This is a genomic window from Chondrinema litorale (genome assembly GCF_026250525.1).
GTDB lineage: Bacteria > Bacteroidota > Bacteroidia > Cytophagales > Flammeovirgaceae > Chondrinema > Chondrinema litorale.
Genome location: NZ_CP111047.1, coordinates 263,990 through 284,381 on the forward strand (window position 1 = coordinate 263,990; position 20,392 = coordinate 284,381).

Here is a 20,392-nt window from a genome sequence, read left to right on the forward strand (position 1 = left end):
ATAGAAATCACATGAAAAATATCATATATAGCATTTTATTTTTGGTTATAACAACTTGTTTTTCAGCTTGTAATGATCATAATGAAGAAGCACATCAACACGGAGAAGAAACCACTCACGATGAGCATGAAGAGGAACATGAAGAAAACGAAGTCCATTTTTCTAAACAACAATTCAGTTTGTTAGAAATGAAAGTGGATACTTTACCTAAGCGAAACATCAGTAATTATGTGCAAGCAAATGGGCAATTAAATGTTCCACCAGAAAAAGAGGCAGTTGTTACAGCAATTATCGGTGGAAACCTCACAAGTATTAAAATTATTCCCGGTGACAAAGTGCGCGAAGGTGAAGTATTGGCAACCATGAGCCATCCAGATTTAATCAAATTACAATCAGATTACATCAATCAATGGAACCAGTTAGAGTATTTGGAACAGGAATATAAGCGCCAAGAAAAACTCTATGCTGAAAAAGTAGGTGCCGAAAGAGAGTTTCAAAAAACTAAAGCCGATTATCAATCTTTAAAAGGAGAAGTAAAAGGCTATGAAGCGCAACTTAAATTGCTTCATCTCAATCTGGATAAAATTAGAAATAGTGAAATTTACGAGCAAATTCCACTTGTAAGCCCAATTAGCGGTTATGTTCAACAAGTAAAAGTGCGAAAAGGACAGTATGTTTCTCCACAAACCGAGCTTTTTGAACTGGTAAACATCGAACACATACACCTCGACTTAAAGGTTTTTGAAAAGGATGTTTACAAAGTGAAGAATAAGCAAAAAGTGAATTTTACTATTCAGGCATTACCAAACAAAACTTTGCAGGCAACGATATTTTCTGTGGGAAAAGCCTTCGAGAGTGAGCCTAAAGCAGTAGGAATACATGCAGAAATCGACAATACAGAAGGCTTACTTTTACCAGGTATGTATGTAAGAGGCAAGATACAAACAGAAAATGCCCGAGTGTTTGCTTTGCCAGAAGACGGTGTAATACGTGAAGGAAGCAGGTACTATATTTTTACTGTGCAACAAGAAACAGATGAATGGAAATTTGAACCTGTGGAGGTACTCACTGGAAAAACAGATGAAGGTTGGGTTGAAGTGAAACCGCTCAATCCTTTAAATAAAAATATTCAGTTTGCATGGAATAATGCTTATTATATTATGGCTGAAATGAAAAAAGGAGAAGCTGAACACAGTCATTAATCAGCAAACACTCTCGAAAGTTAATCGCTTTTGAGAGTGTTTCTTTGTTGAACAAATCAAACCAAATACAGATCTAATCTGTTATAATTCTTCTGATCAAGAATTTATATTCTACTATCAATGGAGAATGAATTTAACTAATAAAAAGTGCGCTTTTATTTCTGCATTTGCTGTATCATATTACTAGCAAACTTTACTACATACGGACAGGTGGAGCCAAAACCTGAAACACTTCAAGATAGTGTTTTGGTGAAAAAAAACATGCTCGTAGAGTACAAGGATACGCTTTTTGTTACTAAAAGTGATACTGTAATTTATTACTATACAGGCGATTACATCTACATTCCCAGTCTCGATAATGGCAAGAGTGAGGTATTTTACGATTCGTTGAAAGCCAAGTCTGAGCGCTCAAAAATTTCTAGTTGGATTTATGATTTTTTGATTAGCGAAAGCAAAAATCAACCTAGCGATACCAATGCCGAAGATAATGTAGTAAAAAGTACAGCACCTTTTGAAAAGTACAAAGGTAAAATTATCTCATCCATTATTTTAACCAGCGTGCCTATACTAGAAGGTTCGGTGATGGATACTACACAACTGGTTGATACTGGTTTGGGTAAACTCGCTAATAAACTCCATGTAAATACCAACAACAAAGTAATAAAGCGAAACCTCATTTTTAAAGTCGGCGACCTACTCTCTCCTACCAAACTAGCTGATAACGAAAGGATTATAAGAAATCTAAACTACATTCAAGATGCTCGGATAGTTGTAATTCCCAATGAAAATAATCCTGATGAAGTTGATGTAATCGTGATTACGCAAGACAAATTTTCATTTATAATTGGAGGGGGACCTAATGGTTTCAATAGTTTTGATTTGAAATTGGGTGAGAGAAACTTTTTGGGTTCAGGTAGAAAAGTAACTATTGATTATAGATATAATTATGAGCGCATTCCTGCTTCTTCAGTTATAATTACCTACGAAAACCCAAACCCAGCTGGTACTTTCTTCAATACAAATATTAAGTATTACAATACTTGGGATCAAGAAGGTTTCGAGCTCAAATCTGAAAGAAATTTTATTACACCTCAATATAAATGGATTGGCGGGATTGAGATTGACCGAATGAGTGAAAAACATATCGATTTACTCAAGTTCGATACTACTGTTTACCAACATTCTTCTAAAGATGTTTGGGTGGGTAGATCTTTTCAAATTGGAGGGAAAGAAAGTAGAAAGAACTTTATCATCTCACAAAGACTTTTCTCTCAAAAATTTCTCGATCGCCCTCAAGTAGAAGTTGATAGTAATCTCTTTTATCACGATCGTATTTTGTACCTCACTGGCCTTTCTTTAACCAGACAGAAATTCCAGAAGAGTACTAAAATTCTCAGCTTCGGAGTCACAGAAGATTTACCAACTGGTTATATTTTAGAGTTGAATGCTGGTTATGAATTTGGAGAATACATTGACCAACCTTATGCAGGTTTAGAGGTTTCTATGGCAGAATACTATTCTAAATATGGCTATTTCTACTTACAGCACAATGTGGGAGGTTACTTGCATAATCGCAAAATGAATGAAGGGGTTTTTAAATCTTATTTGTTTTACTTTTCTCCACTTATGAACCTAAACAGAACTTTGTTTAGGCAGTTCTTGGTAAGCACTTATACCAAAGGAATTAATAGGCAAATTAATCCTTATGTAGATTTATCTGATAACTATAGAAACATCGATTTAGGCAAAATTCTGGTCGACAATACTTGGGTTGTAAACACAGAATCTGTGTTTTTCCATCCAAAAAACTTATATGGTTTTAGAATAGCCAGCTACTTTTTTACAGATTTTGGTTGGCTATCTACCAATAGTTTTTTAGTCCAGAGTAAGAATTTCTTTTCTAATGTGGGTGTGGGTTTCAGAATTCGAAACGAGAGTTTGGTCTTTAAAACCATTCAGGTGAGTTTAGGGTATTTTCTTAAAACTCCAGCTAACAAAGAAGCCCTATTTTACGATTTTACCACCAGTGATCCAGACCTTTTCAACGACTTCAGAAGTCTGAAACCCGATATAATTCCATTAAAATAAAAAGGTAAAATCAATCACTCCATGTCTGGTAAAAATGTTTAACTGGCCCTGAACCACTACCCAATTCATATTCGGCTCCGGCTGCAATGGCTTTTCTAATATAATCGATTCCGTTTTTAACAGATTCTTCTAAAGAGAAACCTCTGGCTCTAAAAGTTGCAATGGCAGAAGACAAAGTACAACCTGTACCATGTGTGTTTTTAGAATCAATTTTACTAGCAGAATATACCGAACTAGTTTTCTTGTTTATGTCATAAAACACATCAATCACTTCATTTTCTTCTAAATGACCTCCTTTTAACAAAACAGATACACCATATTTTTGAGCCAAAGTAGCTGCTGCATTTTCTATACTGCTACTATCGCTAATCGAGTCTTCCAAAAGGATTTCTGCTTCTGGCAAATTGGGTGTAATAAGTTCTGCCAAAGGAACTAACTCCTTTTTTAAAGTGTCTAAAGCTTTATCTTGCAGTAATTTATCTCCAGAAGTAGCCACCATTACCGGATCAACTATCAAATGTTTTAACTCAAACTTTTTAACCAGTTTGGCTACTGTATTTATAATTTCTGATGAATGCAACATTCCAGTTTTTACAGCATCTACTCCAATATCTTCTATCACCGCATTTACCTGATCTTCAATCATTTGTATAGGCACAGAATGGATACTTCTCACTCCAACTGTATTTTGTGCAGTAAGCGCTGTAATTGCAGACATGCCATAACCACCACAAGCCGACATGGCTTTTAAATCTGCCTGAATACCTGCTCCACCGCCAGAATCGCTACCGGCAATGGTTAATACACGTGCATAAGTTTTCGTCATTTCTTTAAATGCTCTTTTATAATTGTAGTAAATTCTGAAGCTGCTGTAGTTGGTTCTTCTGCTCCCATAATGTAGGAAACTACAGCTAAACCATTTGCTCCAGCAGTTAATACACTTCGTGCATTTTCTGGCTTTATTCCTCCAATAGCTACGGAAGGAAACTTGCTTATCTTCATTAATTCTTTTACTCCGTCTAATCCCAAAGGACTTGCAATATCATTTTTGGTGTTAGTAGAAAATACAGGTGAAAGTCCAATATAATCGATAGGCATATTGTTCGCTTTGTTTGTTTGTTCAAGGTTCTCTACAGACAAGCCAATTATTTTATTTTCACCTAATATTTCACGGGCAATGTCAGCCGGTAAATCGTCTTGTCCAACATGGATGCCATCTGCATCTATTACCCGTGCTACTTCTAGTTTGTCGTTAATTATCAAAGGAATTTTTAAAGGTTGCAAAAGTGCTTTTAAAGCAAATGCTCGTGCGATAAAGTCTCGATTACTTACATTTTTTTCGCGTAATTGCACCATTGTTACTCCACCTTTTACAGCTTGTTCGATTACTGATAAAAAGTCTCTGCTTTTAGGGAAACGATCATCGGTTACCAAGTACAAGTGTAAATTTTCTGGATTCCAATGCATAGCATTTTATTTAAATTAAAATTTTATAGCTGGTTATGTGAGCTATGCTAGTTCGTATGTTTTCACATTCACCGTATTGATAAATTCTTCTTTATTAAGGTTGTATAATTTGTCTAATAGATGTAGTTGAAGTGTTCCCGGTCCTTGAGATTGTTTGGCTGCTAATTCTCCTGCAACTCCTATGTAAGCCATTGCTGCCAATGTAGCTTCAAAAGCTGATGGATGTACACCAACAAAAGCACCAATTAAAGCAGTTGCCGAACAACCCAAACCCGTAACTTTAGCCATTAATGGACTACCATTATAGACTTCTCCCATCTTTGTATCATCAATAACATAATCTGTTGCTCCGCTCAAGCATACTACACTAGCAAAAGATGTATTTAAAGCTTTGCCCGCATCAATAGACGAATCTGAAGAAGCAGTACTATCTACACCTTTGGTGGTTTTTGTACTATCTAACACAGCCGCAATCTCAGACGCATTCCCTCGAATTACAGTTGGAGAGGCTATATTTAATAATTCTTTAAGTTGCTCATTTCTATATGGTGTTGCTCCTGCACCTACTGGATCGAGCACAAATGGCTTATTTAACTCCTTTGCTGTTGCAATGGCTTTTTTCATACCTTCGATCCAATCGGGATTGAGTGTACCAATGTTGATTACTAAAGCACTGGCAATCTTTACCATGTCTGCAACTTCTTCTTTTGCATGAGCCATTACCGGAGAAGCACCTGCAGCTAACAAAGCATTGGCTGTGTTGTTCATCACCACAAAGTTGGTGATATTATGCACTAATGGTGATGTTGTTTTCACTTTCTGAATTATGGAAAATATTTCTTCTGAAGTCATATTTTTTGCTTTTTGAGAAAACCAAGTATTTAAAATACAATGATTTATCAGATTAATAATCCAACTGATCTATCACAAAAAGCATTGAAGAAATAAATAGAAATACGTCATTAAGAGCGGTATCGAATCTGTTTCCCTACGCTACTATTATGTAGATCAGGTAAAACGGGTTTAATCTCAGCCTCAATTTTTCTTTGAAGCACCCCGAACTAATATTGTGATGCAAGTTACAAATTATTTCTTCAGAAGTGAAATGTGGTAGGTTTTATAGATTGTTGATAGAATTGAAATACACTTATTAATTTCAGCATCAAAAATTCAAAATCTACAATAAAAAAAGCAATAACCAGAATATCTGGTTACTGCTCACAGGTATGAATATAATAGTACGGTTATAAATTTTTTAATGCTGTTGTAATCTCCTCGGGTTCTGCTCTGTTTCTGTATTCTGCATCCAATAATGCATACTTAATTATTCCTTGCTGATCTATAATATATGTAGCCGCGAGTGGGAGTTCATCACTGTCATCGCCATTAAAAGCTTTTAAATCGAAATGCTCTTTGTAAACGCCACTTACATCATCTGTCAACTTAAATACAATTCCATATGATCTAGCCACTTCATTAGCTACATCACTCAATACTTCAAATTGCAATTGATGTTTTTCTTTGGTTGAAAGAGATTTATCTGGAAGCTCAGGTGTAAGTGCTAACAAATTTGCACCGAGTGCAGTAATGTTTGGCAACTCTTCCTGCGATCTATTCAATGTTAAATTACAGTAAGGGCACCAACCACCTCGATACCAAGTAAGCACTACAGGTCCTTTTTTTAAGTAATCCGACAAAGAAACCTGCTCACCTAAAGCGTTTTGTAAAATAAAATTAGGCGCTTTATCTCCTATTTGTTTAGCTGAATTTATAATGCCAGTTTTTTCTACTGCCTCTATCCCTTCTGTATAAATTCGCTTTACATCGTCAGATGCATTTGCTGCCCAATCTGCCTTTTTATTATCTAATACTGATTGTAATGAGTTAGTCTGTTTCATTTGGGTTGAATTTGTTCGTAAAAAAGGATGGAAGTTTTCCACCCTTTTGAGTTTTAAATTGCGGTATTAAACAGTAGCAGTTTCTAATTCCGATGCAATAGGAAAGTCTATTTCAAAACCGGTAAGGTTATGTATGTAGTTACTGATGATTTTATCGCCAATTACAATCACTACATCTATAAGGTTTGCCTCAGTGTATCCAGCTGCTAAAAAGCTATCTTTTGCTTCTTCAGAAGCTTTTCCATTGTTTGCAACAACTGAAAGTGTGAATTGTGCCAAAGCATCTATTTTAGCATCGAATGAAGCTGCACCTTTTCTAATTTCTATGATTTGCTCATCAGTAAAACCATTCATTTTACCTAAAACTGTATGAGCAGATTGGCAATAGCGACAGCCATTGTATTGGCTAGTAACCAAGTTGATTACTTCTCTTTCTTTTGCTTTTAATGTCGATTTACGGTTTTGTAAGTTTAGGTAATCTGCTAATGCAGTGTCGTTTTTAGCGAAGTACGCATACAAATTAGGAACAAAACCTAACGATTTTTTTAAGCTATCAAAAATTGCCTGATTGTTTTCTGATACTTCTTCTCTGGTTGGTACTTGAAATTTTGCCATTGTCTTATAATTTTTAAATGATTTTGTTTTTGTTTAGACATGACAAAGATGTGGCGAATCTACAGGCATCTGTTAGGCTATGATTCCCCAAGTGTTGGCAATCTTTCCCTTCTTAGTTTAAATTCCTAAATTCGAGTGGCGAAGCACCTTCTTGCTTTTTAAAAAATCTACTAAAAGACTGTACATCATTAAAACCCAGATCATAGCCAATTTGAGAAATGTCTTTATCTGTATATCTCAAAAGTCTTCTAGATTCGAGCATCAACCTATCTTGTATAAATTGCAATGGTGTTTTTTCTCCAATCTTTTTAAATAAGTTCGATAGAGTTTTGGGCGCCTTATTTAACAAATCTGCATAGTCGGCCACATTGTGCTTATCTTTAAAATGTTTCTCCACAAGAAAATTAAATTCTCTAATAATATCTACATTCCCATTTTCCAGCACCTGAAAGTTTATTTGATTTCTATAAACACGAGTGCAAAGAATTAAGATTCTTTTTAGCATCATTTGGAGCATTTCGAACTGCAAACTGTCTTTAGATTCCATTTCAATACAGAGCATTTTCCAAACAGTTTCGAGAATTTCAATGTCTCTTTCGGTAGGGTAAAGAATTGGCAAATTGGCTGCTCCATAATATAAAACACCTTTGCAACCTACTTTGCTATCGTGATCAGCAATACAAAAAAATGCACGATTAAAACGGAGTAGTTTCAAGTTTTTTACTTCAACCACTTCAATTTTATTAAACTCTGTGAGGCACACAATGTCATGTGTATTAAAACTATGCGCCAATGCGTCAATCTTAATCTGGTTATTATCAGATTGAAACCAAAGCAGCGATAACTCAGATGGTCGAGATGCTTTTAAGATGTAACAATTTTTATTAGTGATGTCTATAACTTCGAAATATTCCCCGTTGATGCCCTCGTATTTCATTTGGTAAGTTGTTGTGAAATGTGTTTGTGTGCTAGAACCAAGTTTAATTTAAAGAAGTTTATTGTCGTTTTTAAAAGATATTATTTTAGCCTTTTTTTAATCAATTTATAAGCCCAATCGTAATGACTCGAAGTCGCAGAGATTAAATAAGAGCCTAAAAAAGTACTTCCTGTCCATTTGTATTTTTTCTTTTCAAATAACTCTTCATTTGTATGGCTTTCAATCAATTTTATTAATACTTTGTGTGACTCATTGAATAACTTTCTAATATCACTCAAATGAGTAGTTGAATACTTTTTATTGATTGCAGTGTTTAATTCAGGAACCGTTTTCCAAGTGTAGCCAGGTGCTGGCATTTCAGGCTTTTTTCCAGCCATGCCTATCTTATACCAATTCAACATCATTAAATGCCAATGGTACAAATGTGCCATTACATCTCTAATATTTCTGTTTAATGTGCCTTTGGAAAACTCCTTATCTCTTTCACTCTCAGGAATTGAATCAATCAGATCATTTAGGTTTTTCGCATTTTCGATTCCTATTTGTAGTAATTCCTCTTTATTTTTTGGACGCGGCATTTTTAGTATTAGTGTTAATTTTTTGACTAGAAAACTACTCAAATCTAATGTATTTGATTAAATTTCTCTGGCAAAAAATAATTTCTGTTTCCTTTGAAGCACCAAAATCGCAATTACACAAACCAGTAGAATGGCAAAGGCTCCATTCATATTTAGGTTAATAAAGAAGTTCACCCAAGATATTTGAAAGTTCATTTGTTCTTTCATCAAAAGAATACCTACACTGGCTAAATAACCTAAAGCATCAGCAACGTAGAATAGGTAACTTACTGTACCTCGGTATTTTAGTAAAGCGATAAATCTTTCAAACAACAAACAATGAAACAAAATATAAGGCAGGTAGATACTTGTACCTGAAGCAACTATCCAGATTACTGGCGATAGTTTGCCCATTTCGAATAAATAAGTAACCACAAGCATTAATAGCGCACTAAAAATAGTGGCATAAATCCCTAAATTAAATGCAGTTTTATTATTAAGAATGAGAATACCCAAAGCCGAAATGACCAATACAATGATAGTTACAGGAATTTCGGTAATGGTAATGAGTTCTGGTTGTGTTGCTAGACCTAGCTCAGCCCAAAACTCCACAATAAAATTATCTCTAAAATCTCTAATCACAGTCAGAATTATGTAGATCAACACCAGAACAAAAAAGCCAGCACCATGTTTTTGTAAAAAATCTAGCCTTCTGGTTTTATCCATCGGGATGCGTTCTGTTCTTTGTTCAATATCCTCGCTAGTGGGCTTTTTTGAACGATGAAGAAACCAAACGGCTAAAATGAAAATGGGAAAGAATAGGAGTCCGGTAATAAAAGGCATTGCATACTCATTAACCTGAAAAGATTGCATAAGCCACAAACCTGTAGATTTTACCAAGCCTGTAGAAAAAATAAATGTGGCACTTAAACCAGCAACCAACAATTCGGAGTTTCGCCTTCCTTCCAGATAAGATAGCACCAAACCGAAAACCATTCCCAGTGGTAAACCATTTAAAAACAGCGTAACTGGTTTTAACCATAATGGAACAATGGCGAATAAAAGCAGCATAAGCAAACCAAAACCTACCAGAGAAATTAAAAAAGTAAATCGCTTGGCCGGAGAAACTTCTGCAACTACTTTAATGCCTATAAACTTAGATAACATATAACCCAAAACTTGGGCTATTACCAATATGGTTTTAAAATGATACTCGGTTATAGTATCAAGTTGATCAAACTGAGCAGCAAGAAAAGCCTTTCTTACTGCATACATTCCCGTATATGCAGCAAAAGCGGCAAACAAGAGAATTAGATCTGTTTTTGAGATGGAAACTTTGGCGATTTTTAATCCCATTATTTTCTTATTAAGAAAAAATTAATTGGTTGCAGGATTTACAATTGCCTCAAATTTAGATAGTCAAATCTTTCAAAATAGATATAATCATATTAATAAAAGATGAACAATTCTATTTATAATAATTATTGGTGAATTATTAATAAGAACTGTATTAAAATGTAGTGAGTAATAATTTTCTTATTAAGAAAATTATTTGATATTTGTATCGGCGTAAAATTAACAACATGCAGCATACTGAATACCTAACAGTTTGGATTGGCACAAAGATTAAAGAGATTAGAAAATCTCATGGTCTTAAACTGGGCGATCTGGCTGAAAAAACAGGAATCAGTATTGCCATGCTCTCAAAAATTGAAAACGGCAGAGTATTCCCAACCTTACCTTCATTGTTTCAGATTGTGGGCACATTGGAAGTAGATTTAAACGAATTTTTTAGTGACCTTAAAAACATTAAAGAGTTTCCGGGATATATACTTAAAAAAAAGGCAGACTATACAACATTAACTAAAGAAGAAGAATCGATTGGATTTAATTACGAACTAGTTCTAAATCACACCATAGATCGTAGTTCGATGGAAGTTTCTATTCTCACTTTAAACAGTGGCGCAAAAAGAGAAACGGTGTCAACCTCAGGTTTTGAGCTTTTATATGTGCTTAAAGGAGAAATTGAATTTCAACTTGGTCGTAAAAGACTACAACTAAAGGAAGACGATACACTGTTTTTCGATGGCAACATTCCACATGTTCCTCATAATAAAACAGCATCTGATGCAAAAATGCTGGTCATCTATTTTATAACACTTCAATAAGTTAAGCAAAATGGAAGAGACAGCAGTAGCCATGGTTTTCGAAAAAGAAGCAAGTCCCTTTGTGGTACAAGAGTTTTACCTTCCAGATTTAAGCGAAGGTGAAGTGCTTGTAAAAACAGAGTTTGCCACCATTTGCACTAGCGATTTACATACTTTTTATGGTCGAAGAACATCGCATTGCCATAGCATACTGGGTCATGAAATAATCGGGCATGTAGATAAAATTGCGGCTAATGGTGTAAAAGACTTTACTGGAAATTTACTGAAAGAAGGAGATAGAGTAACTTGGGCAGTTTATGCGCACGATGCTGAAAGTAAAATGAGCAAAAAAGGATTTCCCCAAAAATCTGAAAACCTCTATAAGTATGGTCACCAGAAAATTGATGGAAACTGCCAGTTAAATGGAGGATTTGCATCTCATTGCCATCTATTAAAAGGTTCAAGTATTTTTAAAATACCTGAAACATTAAGTGCCGAAGAAGCCGCTCCACTCAATTGCACTCATGCAACTACAGCCGGAGCAATTAGGCTTGCTGGTGATTTAAAAGGAAAAACTGTATTGGTAAGTGGAGCCGGAATGCTAGGTTTATCGGCTTGTGCTATGGCCAAAGAAAATGGTGCAAATGCAGTTTTGGTAAACGATATACAGGAAACTAGAATGGAAATGGCGCTGTCTTTTGGTACAGATTTTTTATTAAATGAAAATGAATTTACAACTACTAAACACAAAAAATTTAAGGGTGAAATTGATATAATTATAGAAACATCAGGGCAACCAAATGCCATTGAAAATACACTAGAAAAATTAACCACTGGTGGGATTATCATACTTGTTGGAGCAGTATTCCCACAGAGAAACATATCAATTAACGCGGAGAAAATTGTACGGAAATTACTAACAATCAAAGGTTTACATAATTACATTCCAGATGACCTCAAACAGGCTATTCAATTTTTGCAGGATGCAAAGGATAAATATCCTTTTAAAAAACTAGTGGGTAAAACTTTTCCTCTTAATCAACTCGACGCAGCATTTGCTGAGGGTAATATAGGAAAACACTATCGAATTGGAATAGAGACTAAATCGCTAATCACAAATAAATAAAGACTAATGGAATTGAATGAGATTAAAATGATTGTTTTTGATATGGCCGGCACAGTAGTCGATGAGAAAAATGTAGTGTATAAAACACTGCAAAAAGCCCTCAATCTCGCCGGTTATGATTTTACCCTCGAAACAGTATTAACTAATGCTGGTGGTAAAGAAAAATTCCAGGCAATTAAAGATATGATTGCACTAAGCAATACAGATGAAGGCAAAAGTGCAGAAGAAGCGTATGATAGCTTTCTTACTTTTTTAAAAGAAGCTTACGAAAATTTAGATGTTTCTACCTACAGTGGTGTGGAAGAATTAATGGAAAGACTTCGTGAAAAGGATATAAAAATTGTACTTAACACTGGCTACAACACAATAACTGCAGAAAACCTGCTGAAAAAAATGAGCTGGAAAAAAGGTAAACAGTACGATTTGTTAGTTGCTGCCGATAAAGTTAAAAATGGTAGACCAGCACCAGATATGATTTTACTGGCAATGGAAGAATTTAAGATTACAGATGCAAAATATGTGGCAAAAGTGGGAGATTCTGTAATAGATATTGAAGAGGGAAAAGCCGCAAACTGTGGGCTCACTTTTGGTGTAACTACCGGTGCGCACACACAAAATCAATTAGAAGAAGCAAATCCTGATTTCATACTGGACACACTTTGCTCTATGGACAAATATATAGCTTAAAAGGGAGTAGATAATATCACTCCCCTTTTTCATTTTTTAGAATTTGTTCATTCTAAGAAACGTCTAACTCTTTCACTAAGCAAATCTTTTTCGCACCAGAAAGAATAATGACCACAGTCGGAATCAATTTCAAAAAGCTCTGCGTTTAATTTTTGGGCCAATACCTTAGAAGAATTTGGCAACACCAAGTGATCTTGATTAGCAATGCTAACTAGTACTTCCCCTTTAAAATTATCTGCTACATTTTGCAAATTACTTTCTGTACAAATTCCGTGGTTAGAAATAGCTGTCATCTGGCTATATAAATCAAGCACTTTATAAGCCTCTGCTTCTTTGCAAACTTCATTTAGAAAAGTGGTATAAAATTCAGAAGCTGTATTTTTTACTCTAAATTCTGGTGTTTGCCCAAGTAAATATTCTAACATCAATGTTGCTTCAGCAATATCACCACAGTCTTCTCCATCGCAAAGGCTCATCATTTTGTTAAAAATTCCATAAGTAAGTTTATCATATGAACTTAAAATTGGAGAGCCAAAAATTGGAGCTAATTTGTCCATAAAGTCTGGATAACTTGCCATCCACTGGTAAGTTTGCATACCGCCCATAGAAATACCTGTAACAGCATATAAATGGTTTATCTTCATAAATTCTGTAAGAAAATGATGCTGAACATTTACCATATCTCTTATAGAAAACACTGGAAAATCACTTCCTGCTTGCTCTTTACTATTAGAAGGAGAAGATGAAAAACCGTCACCCAAAGCATCTACTATAATTACAAAATACTTTGTTGAATCTAACATCTGTTTTTCACCTACATATTCTATCAAGCTATTCGAATTACCTGCATACCAAGTTGGTAACAAAATAGCATTAGATTTATCGGGATTAAGTTTACCAAATGTGAGATAGCCCACCTTACAATCTTTTATAACCTCATTGTTTTCCAATTGAAAATCTCCAATTTCAGCAATTTTAACCTGAGCAAAACCACTCATTGAAAAAGAGGAAAATAGACTTAAAAAGAATAGTGAAACAAGAATACGATATAAGTATTCACCTAAAAATAACTTGTTAATACTTTGCATAAGAATAAATAAAATTTGACACCAATCATTTACTTGCAAAGCTAGCCTTAACACTTATCTGCTAAAAAAATAGCATGTCTACAAAATGATTACAAGCATAAAAAAAGTGGTATACAATAAGTATACAGTATGCTGATGTTTAAATTCTCATTCATTTTATCACAATTTTATTTGTACTATTCAAAGAAAAAGCAGTAAAAATCTTTAAAATATTGATTATAGATGTGAATAAATTGAAATTAAAGGAATGATATAATTACTCCAAAGGTTTGATAGCATGTAACCAAAAACTCTCTAGTACACTATGAAATCTCATTTACTACTCACTCTGATAATTACCTTTTTTGTTTCATCTTTTACATTTTCCAAACCATTGGATACGTTTTTCTCTGAGGCAGACATGTTTTTAAAAAAGTGGGTTGAAAACGGAAATATCAATTACGGAAAGCTCAAAGAAAATTTCAATGAAATTGAAGAACTCAATAAACAAATAGCCCAAGCTGATCTTAGCAATGTATCTGAAGATGAAAAAAAAGCTTTTTACATTAATGCTTATAATCTGCTTGTAATTTACCAGATCACTAAATATTATCCGATAAAATCTGCGCTAGATAAAAGTGGTTTTTTTGACAAATTCAATCATAAAATTGCTGGTGAAACTACTACTTTAGACCGAATTGAAAAGAAATACCTTATACTAAAATATCACGATCCGAGAATCCATTTTGCCATAGCTTGTGCTGCGGTAAGTTGCCCTAAACTGGCAAGCTTTGCTTACAAACCAAATATGCTCGACACGCAATTAGATACCAGAACTAAACTCGCAATGAATAAAGATTATGTTGTAAAAGTGAGCAGTAAAGAGAAGCAAGTAAATCTTTCTAAGATATTCGAATGGTATGCTGTAGATTTTGGCGGAAAAGAAAGTGCTACACTCGATTTTATCAATAAATATAGAAATACTAAAATTCCAACTGAATACGACTTAAATTTTATGGAGTACAACTGGAATCTAAATGTTATTAAATAGCAGTTCTTTACCAATATAAAAGTCAAAAGCCGGCGAAATAGCCGGCTTTTTATGTGTCGTGTTGTTTGTATTGGATTAATGTTTCTTAGTATCCTCTTCTGACTTCACAGTAATTTCTGTTACTTTGCCTTTAATTACTTTATCTTCGAATAAACCAGCCTTAATTACTGTTCCCTCTTCTAAAATTAATGGCGATTCGTATAACTCCGAACTTGATGTTGGATCGCCGCCATTTAATGTATATCGCATATCTGGTAACTCGAACTGATTCTTAAGTGTAACTGTGAACTTATTAGTAGACGAATCTTTTGCTAAATGGTAAGTTACATAGTAAATACTCTTAGAATAGTTGATGCCTCTGTAATCGTATCTTTGTAATTGTTCGGGAATTTTTTCTTTAAATGTCTCCCAACTTTTCTTGGCTAATGGTGACCAAACCACCTCAGAAAGTGCTGCCATTCTAGGAAAAACTACATATTCTACTTTTTCTGATGTTGGTAAATACTCAGACCAAACATTCGCTTGTGCACCTAATATGTATTTTTTCTCCTCATCAGTTAAATCATCTGGAGTTGGATTGTAAGAATATACTTTTTCCAGAGTAGTAAAACCACCAAACTGTAAAGGCTCAAATTTAGGATCACCCTGAAAATGATCGAAATAAACATGAGAACCCGGTGTCATTACTACGTAGTGTTTTTGCTTAGCTGCCTCTATTCCTCCTTCTTCACCTCTCCAAGACATTACCGCTGCATTTGGTGCCAAACCACCTTCAAGAATTTCGTCCCAACCAATTATCTGTCTGTCATGCTCATTGATAAACTTCTCCATTCTGGTAATAAACCAGCTTTGTAACTCGTGAGAATCTTTTAACCCTAATTCTTTAATTTTTGCCTGAACTTTAGGGTCATTATCCCATTGGTCTTTCCATGCTTCGTCGCCACCAATGTGGATATATTTACTTGGGAAAAGTTCAAATACTTCTAATAATACATTCTCAAGAAATTCAAAAGTCTCATCTTGTACACCATATATATCTAAGAACACTCCCCACTCTTTTACTACATCTGGTCTGTTACCTGTAACTCCTAATTCAGGATAAGCAGCAACTGCCGCAGTTGCATGGCCAGGCATCTCAATTTCTGGTACAACTGTGATGTATCTTTTTTGTGCATAATCCACCACTTCTTTAATTTCTTCCTGAGTATAAAAACCTCCATATCGCTTTCCATCATACTTAGTTGAGCCTGCATGGCCAACTAGAGTTTCGTCTCTCCAAGCTCCAATTTCAGTTAACTTAGGATATTTTTTAATCTCAATTCTCCAACCCTGATCATCTGTTAAGTGCCAATGGAAAGTATTTAACTTATGCATCGCCATGTTGTCAATGTATTTTTTTACAAATTCCACTGAGCTCATATGGCGAGAAACATCTAAGTGCATACCTCTCCAAGCAAATCTTGGTGTATCTTTCACAGAAACTACTGGTAGTCTCCAACTAATATCATTTACTTGTTTAGTACTTTCTATTTCAGGAGGTAAAAGCTGTTTAATAGATTGCATGGCATAAAAAATACCTGCCGGTTCAATAGCTTTAGCCACTACACCAGTTTTAGTAACATCCAATGTATAACCTTCGCCACCAAGCGAAGCATCTGCACTTTCTGTAGTAAACAGGATACTATTTTCAGACACATCGGTAGCATTTGCGCTTGCTTCAATTTGTAAAGCAAACCCTGCTGCCTTCTCAAGTTTACCAGAAAAAGTTTCCGCAATTTTACTTAACTCTTCATGTCCTGCCTGAAAATAAATTTTTGTTGATTTATTTATTTCAAAACTGCCGTTTCCTTTAGTAAGACTAGCTGGTTCTGGTATAATACTTACGTTGTCCAGAGTGACATCATTCTGTTGTTGCTTGTTGCAACCAAATGCCACTAAAACCAGCAAAATCAATGTTTTTTCGACTATTTCTCTTATCATTTTTTATCCTGATTAATGACTTTTTAGAAGGTTTTTGCCACTCTATATTTTATATAACCTAGCATTCAAACTTTTCTTAATCAGGAGCGAATGTACAAAAAAGCATTGATGTTTGCGCACACATAAAGTAAAAATAGATTTTTTTTGTTTAAAATTGCATGTAAGTTTTAATCTCGTAAATTTCATTTCATGCGAAAGTTTCTAATAATTTACTTGTTAGCATTAACAATTTTTCCTGGTGTCTCAATGGCCCAGTTAGACAATGTACACCAACGATCAACTAAATATGACTGGCCTAAAGACCCTAAAGTGCTTGAAAAGCTAGACGAATGGCAAGATCTAAAATTTGGTGTTTTGATTCACTGGGGACTATATGCTGTTCCCGGTATTATTGAGTCTTGGGAGCTATGTTCTGAGGACTGGTTGAATCGTCCAGACAGTATGACTTACCAGCAATACAAAGACTGGTACTGGGGATTAAAGGATGAATTTAATCCAGTAAACTTTAACCCAGAGCAATGGGCAACTGCTGCCAAAAATGCAGGAATGAAATATGTGGTTTTTACTACTAAGCACCACGATGGTTTCAATATGTTTGATACCAAACAAACAGACTACAAGATCACGAATGGCCCATTCGCTGACAATCCAAGAAGCAATGTGGCTAAATATGTTTTCGAAGCTTTTAGAAAAGAAGATATGATGATTGGTGCCTATTTCTCTAAACCAGATTGGCACTCTCAATATTTCTGGTGGGATAAATATGCGACTCCAAACAGAAATGTAAACTACGACATCAGAAAGCATCCGGAAAGATGGCAGAAGTTCCAAGATTTTACCTACAACCAAATTCAAGAGTTAATGACTGGCTATGGTGACATCGACATATTATGGTTAGATGGTGGTTGGGTAAGACCAAAAGAAACTGTAAACGAAGAAGTATTGAGCTGGGGTGCTCCTATTCCTGAATGGGACCAGAAAATAGATATGCCTAAGATTGCAAACATGGCTCGCGACAAGCAACCTGGTATTTTAATAGTAGACCGTACTGTGCATGGCCCTTACGAAAATTACCAAACTCCTGAGCGTACCATTCCCGAAGATCAACTACAAAACCCTTGGGAAAGTAACATTCCACTTCGTAATAACTGGGGTTATGTACCAAACGATCAGGCAAAATCTATCAACAAAATGATTCACTCTTTAGTAGAGATTGTAGCTAAAGGTGGAAGTTTTGTGTTAGGTATCGGTCCAAAACCAGATGGCACGCTTAGAGACGAAGATATTGAGCTAATGGAAGTGATGGGTAAGTGGTTAGAAACCAATGGCGATGCTATTTACAATACTCGTATTACAGAAAACTATCAGGATGGCAATACTTTCTTTACAAAAGGAAAAGAAGGTGAATTGTACGCTTTGGTAAATTTGGAAGAAGGCAAAGACATTCCAACAACTATAAGCTGGATAGGCAACATTCCTGCTAAAGGAAGCAAAATAACTTTTCTTAGCAGCGGAGGTTCAAGAGTAAAATATAAAGTATCTGGCGACAAAGTAACTGTTACACTGCCGAGTAGCTTTATAAAAAATAATAAAAACTACGCTACTTTAGCTTTTGAGTTTAAAGCTGCAGAATAAATAATTCTATTGCTCAGCGGAAACTAAATTCATAGATTATCTGTGAATTTGGTTTCCGCTTTTATATTTGTTGTATTGCAATTTTTTTATACAACAATCATGAGCGAAACTATTCTAAAAGTTGGCACAACTGGCGACTACAAACCCTTCAGTTACTGGAATCCCTCTAAAAAATCTTTCGAAGGACTCGATATTGACATGGCACAAATGATTGGCTATGATTTAAAATTGACAGTCGAATTTGTAAAAACAACTTGGAAAACCCTCAGTAGCGATATTGTAGACAAAAAGTTCGACATTGCCATGTGCGGCATTACCAGAACCCCCCAAAGAGTTGAGCTTCTAGGCATGAGTATCGGTTATGTGAAAATTGGCAAATCTCCCTTAATCAGAAAAGATGATTATGAGAAATATAAAACGATAGAAGAGATAAATCAGCCAGAAGTGACTATTGGCGTTAATATCGGCGGTACCAACGAAGCCTTTGTTGACAATAATATTTATAGGGCAAAAGTGATTAAATTTAAAGACAACCTTAAAGTACCTAAGGCTGTAATACGCGGCAAAGTTGATGTAATGATTACTGATAATGTGGAAGCCATGATTATGCAGAATGAACACCCCGAACTATATGCTCAAAGCCTAGACAGTCTTTTTACCAAAGATGAAATCGGCATATTATTTAACCCTGATAATAACGACTGGGATGCCACTCTAAACAACTGGCTCTTAAGACAAATGCACTTCGGTAAAATTGATGAGTTAAAGAAAAAATGGGGCATTTTTAAACAAGACTAAGTTTATTACTCCTTTTTAATTTAGGACTTACGCATTTAAGTTAAAATGATAATAGGATTAGCAAGAATCTGTTTAAGATAGTTGCTGAACGGAAGTACTTTGATTTGATAGAGTGTTGTTTTCAACTGTTTTGCAAGGAGTTTCAGCCCTATCCAAGCCTGGTAGCAGCAAGCTAGATGGTTCCTCTGGGAGATTGCCTTTCGGCATTGGCACTTCTCAGAGCCTGTAAGCTGTTTGTATTCCCTGTGGAACTGCTCAATCTGCCATCTGATCTGGGATTCGTTTTCGGCCTCAAATACATTCATCCTGTCCGATAGATCATTTGTGATCACCCATTCAATGTCCCCGTTTAGGGAGACTATCTTGAATAATTTGACGGGGTAAGGGTATTTTTTGAGTTTGACCTGTACGCCTTCCAGCAGTTGCCTACCGGAAAGCTCGACTGTGCCCACAGCCTGCATCCCTGTGTCTCTGGATAGGCTGACTTGGCGGTTGCTCTTCAGGGTAGTGAAGAATGTCCAGCCGCTTCTGTGCACAAGCTTAAGGTTGTCCATGGAAGCATACCAGCTGTCAAAAAGTATCTTTTTGGCTTTCAGGTCTTTACGCATGGTCATTCGGGTGAACATCTCCTGGAAATGGTCATTCTTGGTCTTCTTATCCGTTTCTGGGTGGTAGATTCGGTAATCGATAGGATAGTAATCCCCATCAATGCCATTGCTGTGTACCATGTTTACCAGATTGATCCCATTGACTAGGCCATGCTCATTGCCTGAGTACTGCCTTTTGGCCAATTCTATATACCGGGAATACCTCTTTGCCTGAACACTGTCATCGACAAGGATAAATGAGTCTGCGCTATCTTGGAGATGGCCCTTGACAATATCCCACAGGTCGGAAGAGGTAAATTTAGAATGGGCTAGAAAACGTGTGACTTGGTCATGACTGACATCCATAGAATGGGCTGCCATGTGGGTACAGGTATAATTCCCGTGAGTATGGAGAAGATATGATATGTACAGAGATTTATCCATATAAATTAGTATTAAAAAAAACAATCTCTCAAATCTTGAGCATTTTTGCTAGAGAAATTTAATATTGCGTAAGTCCTATAATTACAGGATTTTGGTTAATCTAAAA

General features: G+C 35.4%; 19 protein-coding genes and 1 riboswitch. Of the genes, 8 read left to right on the forward strand and 11 right to left on the reverse strand.

The window, feature by feature from the left end; translation table 11 throughout:
- Window positions 1-11 precede the first annotated feature (11 nt).
- Together OQ292_RS27110 and OQ292_RS27115 are read left to right on the forward strand one after the other, a co-directional pair.
- The gene (locus OQ292_RS27110; RefSeq protein WP_284687226.1) at window positions 12-1,202 is read left to right on the forward strand and encodes an efflux RND transporter periplasmic adaptor subunit; all 1,191 of its coding nucleotides are present in this window, start codon (window positions 12-14) and stop codon (window positions 1,200-1,202) included.
- A 147-nt stretch (window positions 1,203-1,349) separates the two neighbouring features.
- A complete protein-coding gene (locus OQ292_RS27115; protein WP_284687227.1) occupies window positions 1,350-3,290 on the forward strand; it encodes a hypothetical protein in 1,941 nt (646 codons plus the stop codon).
- Between the two features lie 10 nt (window positions 3,291-3,300).
- Here the strand turns inward: OQ292_RS27115 and thiD are convergent, their stop codons facing one another.
- The 8 genes from thiD to OQ292_RS27155 all read right to left on the reverse strand — a co-directional run bounded on the left by thiD (window position 3,301) and on the right by OQ292_RS27155 (window position 10,120).
- Entirely contained in the window at window positions 3,301-4,116 is an 816-nt protein-coding gene (gene thiD / locus OQ292_RS27120; RefSeq protein WP_284687228.1) for a bifunctional hydroxymethylpyrimidine kinase/phosphomethylpyrimidine kinase, read from the reverse strand.
- Window positions 4,113-4,757, reverse strand: a complete 645-nt coding sequence (gene thiE, locus OQ292_RS27125; RefSeq protein ID WP_284687229.1) for a thiamine phosphate synthase — start codon at window positions 4,755-4,757, stop codon at window positions 4,113-4,115. The genes thiD and thiE overlap by 4 nt, the downstream gene beginning before the upstream one ends.
- 42 nt (window positions 4,758-4,799) lie before the next feature.
- On the reverse strand, window positions 4,800-5,609 hold the full coding sequence (gene thiM / locus OQ292_RS27130) for a hydroxyethylthiazole kinase (RefSeq protein WP_284687230.1): 810 nt from the start codon (window positions 5,607-5,609) through the stop codon (window positions 4,800-4,802).
- Between the two features lie 116 nt (window positions 5,610-5,725).
- A riboswitch (TPP riboswitch) is annotated at window positions 5,726-5,826 on the reverse strand.
- A gap of 175 nt (window positions 5,827-6,001) precedes the next feature.
- Window positions 6,002-6,655 carry a peroxiredoxin-like family protein gene (locus OQ292_RS27135; protein ID WP_284687231.1) on the reverse strand — a complete coding sequence of 218 codons (654 nt, stop codon included), beginning with the start codon at window positions 6,653-6,655 and terminating at the stop codon, window positions 6,002-6,004.
- Between the two features lie 66 nt (window positions 6,656-6,721).
- Window positions 6,722-7,270: a carboxymuconolactone decarboxylase family protein gene (locus OQ292_RS27140; protein WP_284687232.1), complete on the reverse strand. Its 549-nt coding sequence runs from the start codon at window positions 7,268-7,270 to the stop codon at window positions 6,722-6,724.
- Window positions 7,271-7,382: 112 nt separating this feature from the next.
- A complete protein-coding gene (locus OQ292_RS27145; RefSeq protein ID WP_284687233.1) occupies window positions 7,383-8,207 on the reverse strand; it encodes a helix-turn-helix domain-containing protein in 825 nt (274 codons plus the stop codon).
- A gap of 80 nt (window positions 8,208-8,287) precedes the next feature.
- Entirely contained in the window at window positions 8,288-8,785 is a 498-nt protein-coding gene (locus OQ292_RS27150) for a ClbS/DfsB family four-helix bundle protein (RefSeq protein ID WP_284687234.1), read from the reverse strand.
- A 57-nt stretch (window positions 8,786-8,842) separates the two neighbouring features.
- The gene (locus tag OQ292_RS27155; protein ID WP_284687235.1) at window positions 8,843-10,120 is read right to left on the reverse strand and encodes a DUF5690 family protein; all 1,278 of its coding nucleotides are present in this window, start codon (window positions 10,118-10,120) and stop codon (window positions 8,843-8,845) included.
- 227 nt (window positions 10,121-10,347) lie between these two features.
- Between OQ292_RS27155 and OQ292_RS27160 the strand changes: the two genes are divergently transcribed.
- Genes OQ292_RS27160 through OQ292_RS27170 form a run of 3 tightly spaced genes read left to right on the forward strand, consistent with a single transcriptional unit; the run spans window position 10,348 to window position 12,724 of the window.
- Window positions 10,348-10,932, forward strand: coding sequence for a helix-turn-helix domain-containing protein (locus OQ292_RS27160; protein WP_284687236.1), 585 nt, complete (start codon window positions 10,348-10,350; stop codon window positions 10,930-10,932).
- 10 nt (window positions 10,933-10,942) lie between these two features.
- Window positions 10,943-12,037 carry a zinc-binding dehydrogenase gene (locus tag OQ292_RS27165; RefSeq protein ID WP_284687237.1) on the forward strand — a complete coding sequence of 365 codons (1,095 nt, stop codon included), beginning with the start codon at window positions 10,943-10,945 and terminating at the stop codon, window positions 12,035-12,037.
- Between the two features lie 6 nt (window positions 12,038-12,043).
- Window positions 12,044-12,724 carry an HAD hydrolase-like protein gene (locus OQ292_RS27170; RefSeq protein ID WP_284687238.1) on the forward strand — a complete coding sequence of 227 codons (681 nt, stop codon included), beginning with the start codon at window positions 12,044-12,046 and terminating at the stop codon, window positions 12,722-12,724.
- A 47-nt stretch (window positions 12,725-12,771) separates the two neighbouring features.
- On the opposite strand, the gene OQ292_RS27175 is transcribed toward OQ292_RS27170, so the two are convergent.
- Complete coding sequence (locus OQ292_RS27175) at window positions 12,772-13,812, reverse strand: alpha/beta hydrolase (RefSeq protein ID WP_284687239.1); 1,041 nt, start codon at window positions 13,810-13,812, stop codon at window positions 12,772-12,774.
- Window positions 13,813-14,116: 304 nt separating this feature from the next.
- On the opposite strand from OQ292_RS27175, the gene OQ292_RS27180 reads away from it, so the two are divergent.
- Window positions 14,117-14,842: a DUF547 domain-containing protein gene (locus tag OQ292_RS27180; RefSeq protein ID WP_284687240.1), complete on the forward strand. Its 726-nt coding sequence runs from the start codon at window positions 14,117-14,119 to the stop codon at window positions 14,840-14,842.
- A 75-nt stretch (window positions 14,843-14,917) separates the two neighbouring features.
- Here OQ292_RS27180 and OQ292_RS27185 read toward each other — a convergent pair whose 3' ends face one another.
- Complete coding sequence (locus tag OQ292_RS27185) at window positions 14,918-16,822, reverse strand: beta-N-acetylhexosaminidase (protein ID WP_284687241.1); 1,905 nt, start codon at window positions 16,820-16,822, stop codon at window positions 14,918-14,920.
- Between the two features lie 189 nt (window positions 16,823-17,011).
- On the opposite strand from OQ292_RS27185, the gene OQ292_RS27190 reads away from it, so the two are divergent.
- A complete protein-coding gene (locus OQ292_RS27190) occupies window positions 17,012-18,457 on the forward strand; it encodes an alpha-L-fucosidase (RefSeq protein ID WP_284687242.1) in 1,446 nt (481 codons plus the stop codon).
- 99 nt (window positions 18,458-18,556) lie between these two features.
- The gene (locus tag OQ292_RS27195) at window positions 18,557-19,255 is read left to right on the forward strand and encodes a transporter substrate-binding domain-containing protein (RefSeq protein ID WP_284687243.1); all 699 of its coding nucleotides are present in this window, start codon (window positions 18,557-18,559) and stop codon (window positions 19,253-19,255) included.
- 35 nt (window positions 19,256-19,290) lie between these two features.
- On the opposite strand, the gene OQ292_RS27200 is transcribed toward OQ292_RS27195, so the two are convergent.
- Window positions 19,291-20,286 (reverse strand): IS701 family transposase, encoded by a 996-nt coding sequence (locus OQ292_RS27200; RefSeq protein WP_284686056.1) that lies wholly within the window; start codon window positions 20,284-20,286, stop codon window positions 19,291-19,293.
- Window positions 20,287-20,392: the final 106 nt, after the last annotated feature.